Origin of the sequence: Nocardioides daejeonensis, from assembly GCF_003194585.1 — a bacterium.
Taxonomy (GTDB): Bacteria; Actinomycetota; Actinomycetes; order Propionibacteriales; family Nocardioidaceae; genus Nocardioides; species Nocardioides daejeonensis.
In genome coordinates this window covers 1-13,314 of sequence record NZ_QHKZ01000002.1, presented here as the reverse complement: position 1 = coordinate 13,314, position 13,314 = coordinate 1, and the positions used below count along the sequence as shown (strand labels likewise).

Annotated in this window: 12 protein-coding genes; 11 read left to right on the top strand and 1 reads right to left on the bottom strand. The window is 70.5% G+C overall.

What is annotated here, in order from left to right; genetic code table 11:
- Positions 1 to 10: 10 nt before the first annotated feature.
- Positions 11 to 2,491 carry a phenylalanine--tRNA ligase subunit beta gene (gene pheT / locus DNK54_RS04765; protein WP_110205836.1) on the top strand — a complete coding sequence of 827 codons (2,481 nt, stop codon included), beginning with the start codon at positions 11 to 13 and terminating at the stop codon, positions 2,489 to 2,491.
- Positions 2,492 to 2,539: 48 nt separating this feature from the next.
- Here the strand turns inward: pheT and DNK54_RS04760 are convergent, their stop codons facing one another.
- A complete protein-coding gene (locus tag DNK54_RS04760; RefSeq protein WP_110205835.1) occupies positions 2,540 to 3,343 on the bottom strand; it encodes a maleylpyruvate isomerase family mycothiol-dependent enzyme in 804 nt (267 codons plus the stop codon).
- A gap of 56 nt (positions 3,344 to 3,399) precedes the next feature.
- Here DNK54_RS04760 and argC point away from each other — a divergent pair, with 56 nt between their 5' ends.
- Genes argC through tyrS form a run of 10 tightly spaced genes read left to right on the top strand, consistent with a single transcriptional unit; the run spans position 3,400 to position 12,971 of the window.
- Positions 3,400 to 4,434 (top strand): N-acetyl-gamma-glutamyl-phosphate reductase, encoded by a 1,035-nt coding sequence (gene argC, locus DNK54_RS04755; protein ID WP_420846358.1) that lies wholly within the window; start codon positions 3,400 to 3,402, stop codon positions 4,432 to 4,434.
- Complete coding sequence (locus DNK54_RS04750; protein WP_110205833.1) at positions 4,431 to 4,868, top strand: ACT domain-containing protein; 438 nt, start codon at positions 4,431 to 4,433, stop codon at positions 4,866 to 4,868. The genes argC and DNK54_RS04750 overlap by 4 nt, the downstream gene beginning before the upstream one ends.
- Positions 4,865 to 6,016, top strand: a complete 1,152-nt coding sequence (gene argJ / locus DNK54_RS04745) for a bifunctional glutamate N-acetyltransferase/amino-acid acetyltransferase ArgJ (RefSeq protein ID WP_110205832.1) — start codon at positions 4,865 to 4,867, stop codon at positions 6,014 to 6,016. The genes DNK54_RS04750 and argJ overlap by 4 nt, the downstream gene beginning before the upstream one ends.
- 14 nt (positions 6,017 to 6,030) lie before the next feature.
- Positions 6,031 to 6,954 (top strand): acetylglutamate kinase, encoded by a 924-nt coding sequence (gene argB / locus DNK54_RS04740; RefSeq protein WP_110206425.1) that lies wholly within the window; start codon positions 6,031 to 6,033, stop codon positions 6,952 to 6,954.
- Positions 6,951 to 8,141 carry an acetylornithine transaminase gene (locus DNK54_RS04735; RefSeq protein ID WP_110205831.1) on the top strand — a complete coding sequence of 397 codons (1,191 nt, stop codon included), beginning with the start codon at positions 6,951 to 6,953 and terminating at the stop codon, positions 8,139 to 8,141. The genes argB and DNK54_RS04735 overlap by 4 nt, the downstream gene beginning before the upstream one ends.
- Positions 8,138 to 9,061: an ornithine carbamoyltransferase gene (argF, locus tag DNK54_RS04730; protein WP_110205830.1), complete on the top strand. Its 924-nt coding sequence runs from the start codon at positions 8,138 to 8,140 to the stop codon at positions 9,059 to 9,061. The genes DNK54_RS04735 and argF overlap by 4 nt, the downstream gene beginning before the upstream one ends.
- Entirely contained in the window at positions 9,058 to 9,585 is a 528-nt protein-coding gene (locus DNK54_RS04725; RefSeq protein ID WP_110205829.1) for an arginine repressor, read from the top strand. Before argF ends, DNK54_RS04725 begins: the two co-directional genes overlap by 4 nt.
- 34 nt (positions 9,586 to 9,619) lie before the next feature.
- Positions 9,620 to 11,044: an argininosuccinate lyase gene (gene argH, locus DNK54_RS04720; protein ID WP_110205828.1), complete on the top strand. Its 1,425-nt coding sequence runs from the start codon at positions 9,620 to 9,622 to the stop codon at positions 11,042 to 11,044.
- Positions 11,028 to 11,648, top strand: coding sequence for a DNA-3-methyladenine glycosylase (locus tag DNK54_RS04715; RefSeq protein ID WP_110205827.1), 621 nt, complete (start codon positions 11,028 to 11,030; stop codon positions 11,646 to 11,648). Before argH ends, DNK54_RS04715 begins: the two co-directional genes overlap by 17 nt.
- Before the next feature lie 51 nt (positions 11,649 to 11,699).
- A complete protein-coding gene (gene tyrS / locus DNK54_RS04710; RefSeq protein ID WP_110205826.1) occupies positions 11,700 to 12,971 on the top strand; it encodes a tyrosine--tRNA ligase in 1,272 nt (423 codons plus the stop codon).
- Positions 12,972 to 13,314: the final 343 nt, after the last annotated feature.

The window sequence follows — 13,314 nt, the reverse complement described above, 5'->3', positions numbered from 1 at the left end:
GAGAACGACGATGAAGGCCCCCGTCTCCTGGATCAAGGAGTACGTCGACGTGCCCGAGGGCACGACGACCGACGACATCACCCGCCGCCTCACCATGACCGGTCTCAAGCTCGAGGCCGTGCACAGCCCCGGTGCGGCGATCACCGGCCCGCTGGTGATCGGCCGGGTGCTCACCAAGGAGCCCGAGCCGCAGAAGAACGGCAAGGTCATCAACTGGTGCACCGTAGACGTCGCCGACGCCAACGACACCGGTGAACCCCAGGGCATCGTGTGCGGCGCCCACAACTTCGAGGTCGGCGACCTGGTCGTCGTCGTGCTTCCGGGAGCGGTGCTCCCCGGTGACTTCGCGATCTCTGCGCGCAAGACCTACGGCCACCTGTCCGCGGGGATGATCTGCTCGGCCCGCGAGCTCGGGATTGGTGACGACCACGACGGCATCATCGTGCTGCCCGCCGACGCCGGCGTGCCCGGCCAGGACGCCCGTGAGGTGCTGGGACTGGACGAGGAGATCATCGAGTTCGAGGTCAATCCCGACCGGGCCTACGGGTTGAGTCTGCGTGGGATCGCCCGCGACGTCGCGGTCTCGGTCGAAGGTGCGAGCAACTTCCGCGACCCCGCGCTGCGCCAGACGCCGGCCGCCAACGACGCGGGCTATCCGGTCGTCCTCGCCGACACTGCGGGCTGCCCGGTCTTCGTCGCCCGCAAGGTCACCGGCTTCGACCCGGCTGCTCCGACGCCCGCGTTCATCGCCGACCGGATCGCCGCCGCCGGCATGCGCTCGATCTCGCTCGCGGTCGACGTCACCAACTACGTGATGCTCGAGACCGGTCGGCCGATCCACGGGTACGACGCCGACAAGCTCACCGGCCCGATCGTCGTACGCCGTGCGGTCGCGGGGGAGAAGCTCACCACGCTCGACGGCGTTGTGCGCGAGCTGTCGGCCGAAGACCTCGTCGTCACCGACGACTCCGGGATCATCGGTCTGGGCGGGGTGATGGGCGGCGAGACCACCGAGATGTCGGAGACGACCACCTCGATCGTCGTCGAGTCGGCGCACTGGGACGCGGTCTCGATGTTCCGCACCGGCAAGCGCCACAAGATCTCCTCCGAGGCCGGCAAGCGCAACGAGCGCGGCGTCGACCCGACCATCTGCGAGGCGGCTGCCGACCGGGTCGTGGAGCTGCTGGTGGCCCATGGCGGTGCCACCGCCGACCCGGGTGTCACCGTCGTGGGCACGCCGCCTGCGCAGCCGACGATCACGGTCGCCGGCGACAAGGCTGCTCGCGTCTCCGGCATGGAGATCAGCGAGCAGACCGCCGTCGAGGCGCTGCGGGCGGTGGGCTGCGAAGTCACCGGCACCGGCACGCTCAGCGTCGTACCGCCGCCGTGGCGTCCGGACCTGACCGACCCGCAGGACACCACAGAGGAGGTGATCCGCCTCGTCGGCTACGACAAGGTGCCGTCGGTGCTGCCGGTCCCGCCGGCGGGCCGAGGTCTGACGCGTGCCCAGCAGCTGCGTCGCCGGTTCTCCCGGGTCGTCGCCGCCGAGGGCTTCACCGAGGTCGTCACCTTCCCCTTCGTGGGCGACGCCGACTTCGACCAGATGCGGGTGCCGGCCGACGACGTACGCCGCAAGGCGCTGCGGCTGGAGAACCCGCTCAGCAGCGAAGCGCCCCTCATGACCACGACGGTGCTGGCCGGGCTGCTGCGGACGGCCGGGCGCAATGTTGGGCACGGCCTCTCCTCGTTCGGGATCTACGAGACCGCCACGGTGACGGTGCCCCGGGGCGGGGCGACCAGGATCCTGTCGGTCGACCATGGCCCGAGCGCCGATGAGTTCGCCGCGCTCCAGGCCGGCCTGCCGGCTCAGCCGTTCCACCTCGCGCTGGTCGGGGTCGGTGCGGCTGAGGAGGCCGGCTGGTGGGGCGAGGGGCGGACTGCCGACTGGGCCGACGCCGTCGATGCCGTGCGCGTGGTGGCCGACTCCGTCGGCATCGACCTGGCGGCCCGTGGAGTCGACCACGCGCCGTGGCACCCGGGGCGGTGTGCGGAGCTCTCCGTGGACGACACCGTCATCGGTCATGCAGGCGAGCTGCACCCCAAGGTCTGCGAGGCCTACGGTCTACCGCGAGGCAGCGTCGCAGCCGAGGTCGACCTCGACGTGCTGATCGAGCGCGGCGTGCACCTGCGTCCCGCTCCGACGTTCTCGACGCATCCGGTGGCGAAGGAGGACGTGGCGCTCGTCGTCGACGCTGCGGTGCCGGCGGCCGAGGTCGAGGCGGCGCTGCGTGAGGGCGCCGGCCCGCTGCTCGAGTCGATCCGTCTCTTCGACGTGTTCACCGGCGAGCAGATCGGCCAGGGCCGCAAGTCGCTTGCCTTCGCGCTCCGGTTCCGCGCCGCCGACCGCACGCTGAAGGAGGGCGAGGCGAGCGCGGCCCGGGAGGCCGCAGTGAGCCTGGCCGCCGAGCGAACCGGCGCCGTCCAGCGCTAGGGCACCGCTGATCCATCTCGATCAGCACGTCCCTAGACGCGCCCTGGCTCAGTCGATCGGCTGGTCGAGGATGCGACGGAGGATCTCCTTCGCCGTCGCATCCCCGGCCCAGTCGAGGGCGCTGTCGTCGCGGCGGTGCCAGAGCCATGCGTCCAGATCCTCGGCCCGGCCCTCGACCACGAGGTCCGGCTCGGTGCCCGGGTCGTCGACCACCTGCAGGTCGTCCTCGTCGTGGACGACGCCGCTCTCCGGGTCGGTCCCGGTGAAGCGGCCGAGCACCACCCACAGCTGCGTGTCGGTGTCACGGAGGTCGACCCGCACCTGCAGCTCGCCCGGCGTGAAGGTGCCCCACGGCGGGCAGCCGCCGAACATCACGTCGAGGGCCTCGTGGACCCCGTCGGTGGCGAGCGCGGGGTCGAGGGGTGTCACCTGTCCGGTGACGAGCTCCGCGTCGAGCCGGTGGATCAGCGCCTCGTGCGCCTGACGGCGCAGCGTGAAGCCGACCGTCTGGTCCTGAGCCCACGACCACGCGGCCTCGGCCGGATCCGCGTTGGCGAGCGAGGTCTGCAGATTGCCGGAGCACTCGTCGAAGAAGGTGAGCAGATCGGCGTACCGCTCGGGTCGCGGCGGCTCGCCCCAGCCCCGCTCGGGATCAGGGGCTGCCGGCCGATGGTTCATCGTGCGCGCCCAGAAGTACTGCACCCGCGTGAGGTGCCAGAGCAGGTCGGCCACCGACCAGTCCGGGCAGCTCGGCACCCGAGCCTCCGGACGTGCGTCGGTCAGGACGGCCCGGAAGCGGGCGGACTCCTGATGGAGGTGGTCGCGATAGCGTGAGGGCTCCAGTCGCGTCATGGTGCGACCTTACTGGGCTGATGCGAGATCATGCATAGATATGTATAGTCATGCATATGAGTCAGACGTTCTCCGTCGCCGTCGCCGGCGCCAGTGGGTACGCCGGGGGTGAGATCCTGCGGCTGCTGCTCGGTCATCCGCAGGTCACCATCGGTGCGCTCACCGGCGGTTCCAACGCGGGTACCCCGCTCGCCCAGCTCCAGCCCCACCTCGTGCCGCTGGCCGACCGGGTGCTGGAGGCGACGGAGGTCGCCACGCTCCGCGGCCATGATGTGGTCTTCCTGGCGTTGCCGCACGGGCAGTCGGCCGAGATCGCCGAGCAGCTGGGCGACGACACCGTCGTCATCGACTGCGGCGCCGACTTCCGGCTGACCGACGCGGGTGCCTGGGAACGGTTCTACGGCGGCACCCACGCCGGCTCGTGGCCCTATGGCCTGCCGGAGCTGCCCGGTCAGCGTGACCGGTTGGCGGGCGCGCGCCGGATCGCCGTGCCGGGCTGCTACCCGACCGTCTCCAGCCTCACCATCGCGCCGGCGGTCGCCGCCGGTCTGGTGCTCCCCGACATCGTCGTCGTGGCCGCCTCCGGCACCAGCGGTGCCGGCAAGGCTGCCAAGACCAACCTGCTCGGCAGCGAGGTCATGGGCAGCACGAGCGCCTACGGCGTCGGGGGAGTGCACCGGCACACCCCGGAGATCATCCAGTCCCTCGCCGGCCTGGGGGCCGTCGATGCCAAGGTGAGCTTCACGCCGCTGCTGGTACCGATGCCGCGCGGCATCCTGGCGACCGTCTCAGCCCCGCTCGCCGCGTCGGTGAGCGCCGACGCGGTCCGGGACACCTACCTCGCGGCGTACGCCGACGAGCCGTTCGTCCACGTGCTCCCCGCCGGGCTCTGGCCGCAGACGAAGTCGGTGGTCGGCTCGAATGCGGTGCACGTGCAGGTCACGGTCGACGAGACCGCGCAGCGCCTGGTGGCGGTCGGCGCGGTCGACAACCTGGCCAAGGGCACCGGCGGTGCCGCCGTCCAGTGCATGAACCTGGCCCTCGGCATCGACGAGGGCGCTGGGCTCACCAGTGTGGGGCTGGCCCCGTGAGCGCCGAGAGCAGCCGGGGCCTGACCCTGGCCCAGTTCCCGGAGAAGCTCGCGGTCGTGCATCTCGGTCCGGGCTCGGAGGTGCCGGCCTGGGCGGAGTCCTCCAGCATCTTCTCGGTGACCGCGACGGCGATCGAGACGTCGGTCATCTGTGCCTCGCGCAGCGTGCCGACCAAGTCGGTCCACCGGCGGCCCTTCACCGGCTTCGCGGTCGCCTCCGAGATCGACCCGGCCGACGCCGGGACGCTCGTTGAGCTGCTGACGCCCCTGGTGGAGGCGGAGATCCCGGTGTTCGTGCACGGCACCCACGAGACCATCTGGCTGCTGGTGCCGGTCAGCCGCGCTGACGAGGCGAGTGAGGAGTGGCGACGACGAGGGCACAAGGTCGGCCCCGCCATCCCCGTCACCACCCGTCCAGGAAAGAGCAGGAAATGAGCGTCACCCACCCCGCCGGCTTCCAGGCTGCCGGCGTGCCCGCCGGCCTGAAGAGCACCGGCGCGAAGGATCTCGCCCTCGTCGTCAACCAAGGCCCTCACTACGACTCGGCGACCGTCTTCACGAGCAACCGCTGCAAGGCCAACCCGGTGCTCTGGAGCGAGCAGGTCGTCAAGGACGGCATCGTCCGTGCCGTCGTGCTCAACTCCGGCGGTGCCAACTGCTACACCGGCCCCGAGGGCTTCCAGACCACGCACGCGGTGGCGGAGCGGGTCGCTGGTCACCTCCGCATCGGTGCCGGCGACGTCGTCGTCTGCTCCACCGGTCTCATCGGTCTCACCAATCCACGGCAACGGCTGCTCGACGGGGTCGACGCCGCCGCCGGGCAGCTGTCCAGCGACGGGGGAGCCGATGCGGCAGCCGCGATCATGACCACCGACACGGTCAGCAAGCAGTTCGTGGTCGAGGGTGACGGCTGGTCGATCGGTGGCATGGCCAAGGGGGCAGGCATGCTCGCGCCGCAGCTGGCCACCATGCTGGTCGTCATCACCACAGACGCTCGGGTGCCGGCGGCAGAGCTCGACGGAGCGCTGCGGGCGGCGACCCGGGTGAGCTTCGACCGGCTCGACTCGGACGGCTGCATGTCCACCAACGACACCGTCACCGTGATGGCCAGTGGCGCCTCGGGCGTCACTCCCGACGTAGCGGAGTTCACCGACGCGCTCACCCGGGTCTGCAGCGATCTGGCGATGCAGCTCCTGGCGGACGCCGAGGGTGCCGATCACGAGATCGCCATCACGGTGCTGGGTGCGGCGACCGAGGACGAGGCCGTCGAGGTCGGCCGCAGTGTGGCCCGCAGCAACCTCTTCAAGGCCGCGATCTTCGGCAAGGACCCGAACTGGGGGCGGGTGCTGGCCAGCATCGGCACCACCTCGGCCTCCTTCGACCCCGCGGACCTGGACGTCGCCATGAACGGCGTCTGGGTGTGCCGCAACTCCACCCCGGCCGAGGATCCCTCGCTCGTCGACCTCGAGCCGCGCCAGGTGACCGTGACGATCGACCTCAAGGCCGGAGACGCCCTCGCGACCGTCTGGACCAACGACCTGACCCACGCTTACGTCCACGAGAACAGCGCGTACTCCTCATGAACACCGTGAATCCCATGACCACAGGCATCGGCCACGACCCGGCCAAAGCGGCAGTACTGGCCGAGGCGCTGCCGTGGCTGATGAAGTACCACGGCAAGACGATCGTGGTGAAGTACGGCGGCAACGCCATGACCGACGACTCCTTGAAGCAGGCGTTCGCCGAAGACATCGCCTTCCTCCGCTACGCCGGATTCAAGCCGGTGGTCGTCCACGGTGGCGGCCCGCAGATCTCGCAGATGCTCGACAAGCTCGGTATCGAGTCCGAGTTCCGCGGTGGTTTGCGGGTGACCACCCCGGAGGCGATGGACGTCGTCCGGATGGTCCTCGTGGGGCAGGTGCAGCGGGAGCTCGTCGGCCTGATCAACCAGCACGGCCACATCGCCGTCGGCCTCTCCGGAGAGGACGCGGGCTTGTTCACCGCGGAGCCTGCCAACACCATCGTCGACGGCGAGGAGGTCGACCTCGGACTGGTCGGTGAAGTCGCCAAGGTGCGGCCGGAGGCGGTGCTCGACCTGGTGGAGGCGGGACGCATCCCGGTCATCTCCAGCGTCGCGCCCGACGAGAACGGCGTCGTGCACAACGTCAACGCCGACACCGCGGCCGCCGCCCTCGCCGTCGCCCTGGGGGCGGAGAAGCTGCTCGTGCTCACCGACGTCGAGGGCCTCTACCGCGACTACGGCAACTCGGACGACCTGATCCAGGAGATCAGTCCCGAGGCGTTGGCGCAGCTGATGCCGTCGCTCGCCTCCGGGATGGTGCCGAAGATGGGCGCCTGCCTGAAGGCGGTCACGGGCGGCGTACCCCGAGCGACCGTCGTCGACGGGCGGCAGGAGCACGCCGTGCTGCTCGAGATCTTCACCGCCGAGGGCGTCGGCACCCAGGTGCTGCCCGGCGTCGAGACCAAGCTCCGCAAGGCCGGAAAGGTGGCGACGGCATGACCACGCAGAACGAGCTGACCGTGCGCTACGGCGCTGCCGTGATGAACACCTTCGGCACACCTCGACTGGTGCTGGCCAAGGGTGAGGGTGCCACGGTCTGGGACGCCGACGGCAACGAGTATCTCGACCTGCTCGGCGGGATCGCGGTCAACCTGCTCGGACACGCACATCCGGCGCTGATCGAGGCGGTGACGCAGCAGCTCGGCACTCTCGGCCACGTCTCCAACTTCTTCACCTCCGGGCCGCAGGTCGAGCTCGCGGAGCGGCTGCTCGCGCTGCTCGGCCAGGACGGCCGGGTCTTCCTCTCCAACTCCGGCACCGAGGCAAACGAGGCCGCGTTCAAGATCACCCGGCGCACCGGACGCACGCACGTCGTGGCCACCGAGGGCGGTTTCCACGGCCGGACGATGGGCGCCTTGGCACTGACCTCGAAGGCCGCCTACCGCGACCCCTTCGCGCCACTGCCCGGCGACGTCACGTTCGTGCCGTACGGCGACGCGGCTGCCTTGGAGGCGGCGGTCACCGACCAGACGGCTGCCGTCGTGCTGGAGCCGATCCAGGGGGAGGCCGGCGTCAACGTGCCGCCGTCCGACTACCTGGCACGGGTGCGGGAGATCACCAGCCGGCATGGCGCGCTCATGTGGCTCGACGAGATCCAGACCGGCGTCGGCCGCACCGGACGGTGGTTCGCGCACCAGCACCCGGGCCTGGCGCCCGAGCCGGTGACACCCGACCTGATCACGCTGGCCAAGGGGCTCGGCGGCGGGTTGCCGATCGGTGCCACCATCGCGCTCGGAGCCGCAGGAGACCTCCTCCAGCCGGGGCAGCACGGCACCACCTTCGGCGGCAACCCGGTGGCGACGGCTGCTGCTCTCGCGGTCCTGCGCGTCGCCGAGGAGGAGAGCCTCCTGGCGCGCGCCGAGGCGCTCGGTGAGCGGCTGCGTGCAGGCCTTGCCGACCCCCGGGTGAGCGAGGTCCGGGGACTGGGGCTGCTGATCGGCCTCGACCTCGCCCAGGAGAGGTCCGCGGAGGTTGCCGCGGCCGCGCTCGGTGCGGGCTTCATCATCAACAACCCCACCCCGCACCGGATCCGGCTGGCGCCGCCGCTGGTGCTGACCGACGCCCAGGCCGACCGGTTCCTCGCCGCCTGGCCGGGAATCCTCGACCAGGCTGGACTGGAGGCATGATGCGTCACTTCCTGCGCGACGACGACCTCACCCCTGCGGAGCAGGCAGAGGTGCTCGACCTCGCTGTCGCCGTCAAGGCGGAGCCGTTCTCCCTGCGCCCCCTCGAGGGCCCCCGGAGCGTCGCCATGATCTTCGACAAGCCCACCCTGCGCACCCAGGCGTCGTTCGCTGCGGGGATCGCGGAGCTCGGTGGCTTCCCGATGCTGGTGCAGGGAGAGCTTGCCGGGATCGGTGTGCGGGAGTCGATCGACGACGTCGCCCGGGTGCTGGGCCGGCAGTTCGCCCAGATCGTCTGGCGTACGTCCGGGCAGCACCGGATCGACACCATGGCCGAGCACGCCGGGGTGCCGGTGGTCAATGCCCTCACCGATGACTTCCACCCCTGCCAGCTGCTGGCCGACCTGCTCACCGTGCGCGAGCGCTTCGGCCGTACGGCGGGTCTCACCGCGGTCTTCCTCGGCGACGGTGCCTGCAACATGGGCAACTCGTGGATGCTGGCGGGAGCGACCGCAGGGATGCACATCCGGGTCGCTGCGCCGGAGGGCTACCAGCCCTCCGAGGAGTTCGTCACCCGTGCCGCGGAGATCGGTGCAGGCACCGGCGGATCGGCCACCATCACCACCGATGCCCGTGCGGCGGTCGAGGGCGCCGACGTCGTCATCACCGACACCTGGGTCTCGATGGGCAAGGAGGCCGAGGCCGCCGGGCGGCTGGCCGATCTGGCGCCGTACTCGCTGACCGAGGAGCTCTTCGCACTCGCCGCACCCGAGGCGATCGCCATGCACTGCCTGCCCGCCTACCGCGGGAAGGAGATCGCCGCGGAGGTGCTCGACGGGCCACGCAGCGTGGTGTGGGACGAGGCGGAGAACCGACGGCATGCCCAGAAGGCGGTGCTGGCCTGGCTCGAGGCGCGGCGGTGAACGACTCCGCGCTGACCCCGCTGACCAAGAGCGCACGCCAGCAACTGGTGATCGAGCTGGTCCAGCACGGCGAGGTGCGCAGCCAGGTCGAGCTCTCCGAGCTGCTGGCAGCGCGCGGAGTGCACGTCACCCAGGCGACGCTCTCGCGGGACCTGGTCGAGCTCGACGCGGTGAAGGTGCGAGGTGCCTCGGGCGCTCTCGTCTACGCGGTGCCGGGGGAGGGGGGCGATCGCACACCGGCCACCGGCCGGGAGACGGCAGGCGCCCAGGCACGGTTGGCGCGGCTGTGCACCGAGCTGCTGGTCAGCGCCGAGTCGAGTGCCAACCTGGTGGTGCTCCGCACCCCGCCGGGCGCTGCGCAGTTCCTCGCCAGCGCCTTCGACAAGGCCGAGCTGTCCGATGTCCTCGGCACCATCGCCGGCGACGACACGGTGCTGTTGATCGGCCGCGATCCCTACGGCGGCGAGGCGCTCGCGCAGCGCTTCACCGCCCTGGCCAACGGCCTGGAACCTCCCATCTCCTGAACTGCCGGACCCGACTGACTGGAAGACTCTCCCCGTGACTGACGCAGGAACGACCAACACCGGCAAGCTCTGGGGCGGCCGCTTCGCCGGAGGCCCGAGCCCCGAGCTCGACGCGCTCTCGGTGTCCACCCACTTCGACTGGCGCCTGACGCCGTACGACCTCGCCGGATCGGCGGCACACGCCCGCGCGCTGCACCGCGCTGGCCTGCTGGCCGACGCGGACCACGAGGAGCTGCAGCGTGGTCTTCGTGTCCTCGGTGAGCGGTACGCCGCCGGCGAGCTCCGGCCGGATCCCACGGACGAGGACGTCCACGGCGCACTCGAGCGGCTGCTGCTGGAGGAAGTGGGCGACGAGGTGGGCGGCCGACTCCGTGCCGGACGCTCGCGCAACGACCAGGTAGCCACGCTCTTCAAGGCGTTCCTGCGCGACCACGGCCGGGTGATCGGTGGGCTCGTCCTCGATCTGGTCGAGGTGCTCGCCGCTCAGGCCGAGGCTGCCGGCGACGCCATGATGCCGGGGCGCACCCACCTGCAACACGCACAGCCGGTGCTGCTGGCCCACCACCTCATGGCGCACGCCTGGCCGCTGCTCCGCGACGTCGACCGGCTCGCCGACTGGGATCTCCGGGTCGCCGGGGACTCGCCGTACGGATCCGGTGCGCTGGCCGGCTCCACGCTCGGGCTGGACCCGGTGCAGGTCGCACTCGACCTCGGCTTCACTGGCTCGACCGCGAACTCCATCGACGGTACGGCGGCCCGCGACTTCGTCGCCGAGTTCGGCTTCGTCTCCGCCATGGTGGGCGTCGACGTGAGCCGCCTCGCCGAGGAGGTCATCATGTGGGTGACGCGCGAGTTCGACTTCGCGACCCTCCACGACTCCTGGTCGACGGGGTCGAGCATCATGCCGCAGAAGAAGAACCCCGACATCGCCGAGCTTGCGCGGGGCAAGGCGGGCCGTCTGATCGGCAACCTGTCCGGCCTGATGGCCACCCTCAAGGCGCTGCCACTGGCCTACAACCGCGACCTGCAGGAGGACAAGGAGCCGGTCTTCGACAGCGTCGACACGCTTGAGGTCCTGCTGCCCGCCTTCACCGGCATGATGGCCACGCTCACCTTCAACACCGAGCGGATGGCCGAGCTGGCACCGCAGGGGTTCAGCCTCGCCACCGACATCGCTGAGTGGCTGGTCCGTGAAGGCGTGCCGTTCCGGATCGCCCATGAGGTCGCCGGTGCCTGCGTCCGGGCCTGCGAGCAGCGGGGCATCGAGCTGCACGAGCTCTCCGATGCGGAGTTCGCGACCATCTCGCCGCACCTGACTCCGGAGGTCCGCAGCGTGCTGACCGTCGCGGGCTCGGTCGCGGCGCGCACGGGCCGTGGAGGTACGGCGCCGGCTCGCGTCGCTGAGCAGCTCGCCGAGCTGCGGGAGCGGGCAGCTGCAGCGCGTGGCCGCCTCGGCTGACCGCGCTGTCCTGGCAGCGCCGGTGCTCGACGCCGCTGCCAGCCTCCTGGGTGCCCGTCTCACGCATGTGACTCCGGAGGGTGCGGTGACCCTCCGGATCACCGAGCTCGAGGCGTACGCCGGCCCGCAGGACCCGGCCTCCCACGCCTTCCGGGGCCCCACCCCCCGCACCGAGGTCATGTTCGGCCCTGCCGGTCACCTCTACGTGTACCGCTCGCACGGCCTGCACTGGTGCGCGAACGTGGTCACCGGTCCGGACGGCGAGGCGTCCGCGCTCCTGCTCCGGGCGGGTGCCGTCGAAGACGGGCACGACCTGGTCCGGGTACGTCGCGGTCCCCGCATCCCCGAGAGGGACCTCACGCGTGGGCCGGGCCGGCTGTGCCAGGCGCTCGGGATCACCGCGGAGGTTGCCGGCACCGATCTGCTCGCGGGAGGCCCGGTCCGCTTGGAGCTCGCTGCACCGGTGGCGCCGTCCCGGATCCGGACCGGGCCGCGGGTCGGCGTCTCCCGTGCCGCCGACCGGCCTTGGCGCTTCTGGATCGATGGTGAGCCGAGCGTCTCCGCCTACCGGGCGTCCCCGCGCCGCCGGGAGGCAGCCCCCTAGGCTGGGTCCTGACCGTCCGGTCACGAAAGCCCATCATGGAAAGGCACCACGTTGTCCACCCACCCTGACCTGCTCGACGACCTCGAGTGGCGCGGCCTGATCGCCCACTCGACCGACCTCGACGCGCTGCGCAGCGCGCTGGCCGCCGGGAGTGTCAAGTTCTATGTGGGCTTCGACCCGACAGCGCCGAGCCTGCACATGGGCAACCTGGTCCAGATCCTCACGGCCAAGCGACTGCAGGAAGCGGGTTTGACGCCCTACGCCCTGGTCGGCGGCGCGACCGGCATGATCGGCGACCCCCGGGACTCGGGGGAGCGGACCCTGAACTCGCTCGACACGGTGCAGGAGTGGGTCGAACGGGTACGCCGCCAGATCGAACCGTTCCTCAGCTTCGAGGGCGAGAACGCGGCGACGATGGTCAACAACTACGAGTGGACCGAGTCGCTGTCGGTGATCGACTTCCTGCGCGACATCGGCAAGCACTTCCCGGTCAACCGGATGCTGGCCCGCGAGACGGTGAAGCGACGGCTGGAGTCCGGTATCAGCTACACCGAGTTCAGCTACGTCCTGCTCCAGTCGATGGACTTCCTCAACCTCTACCGCACGCACGGGGTGACGCTTCAGTTCGGCGGCTCCGACCAGTGGGGGAACCTCACCGGCGGAGTGGACCTGATCCGTCGCGCGGACGGCGGGACGGCGCACGCCTTCGCGACGCCGCTGATCACGAAGCCCGATGGCACCAAGTACGGCAAGACCGAGGGCGGCGCCCTCTGGCTCGACCCGGAGATGATGTCGCCTTACGCCTTCTTCCAGTTCTGGCTCAACGTCGAGGACGAGAAGGTGGGGGAGCTCCTGCGAGTCTTCACCTTCCTGAGCCGCGACGAGATCGAGGGCCTCGAGGCGGAGACTTCCGAGAAGCCCTGGCTGCGTGCGGCGCAGAAGCGACTGGCCGAGGAGGTCACCACCCTGGTGCACGGCGCTGCGGAGACCGAGCGGATCAAGGCCGCCTCCGCGGCGCTCTTCGGCAGCGGTGACCTGCACGAGCTCAGCGGCAGCACCCTGGCCAGTGCGCTCAGCGAGGCCGGCGGAAGCTCCTTCTCGCGCTCGGAGGGTACGCCCGACATCGTGGCACTGCTGGTGCTGGCCGGTCTGGCCAAGAGCAACGGCGACGCGCGGCGGACCATCAAGGAGGGTGGCGCCTACTTGAACAACCAGCGCGTGGAAGACCCCGAGTACGTGCCCACGGACGCCGACTTCGTGGCCGGTGACTGGCTCGTACTGCGCAAGGGCAAGAAGAACTTCGCGGGCGTGCAGGCCGTCTGACCTGCGAAAACGCTCTTCCAGGGCGGCTACGACGAACGGCTGACGACCCCCGATTTGCAAGGTCGCCAGCCGTTCGTCTAATGTTTCACCTGTCGCCGAGAGCGGCGGGGAGGAACGCCCAGAAGGGCGGGTCGCCCGGCTCTGGTAGACAATCTCTGATTGAACGTTGATCGCTTGGATCCTGCGGGGTTCGCCGGTTTGACTGGCAGCGGGTGGTCGGGTAAGTTTGGTCGGGTTGCCTCACGGGCCGCTGGTCGCGGGTTTGCGGTTGGTTGGTGTGGGTGTGTGTGATTCTTGAGAACTCAACAGTGTGTCAATATATAGTCGACGAATTAGTTTGTTT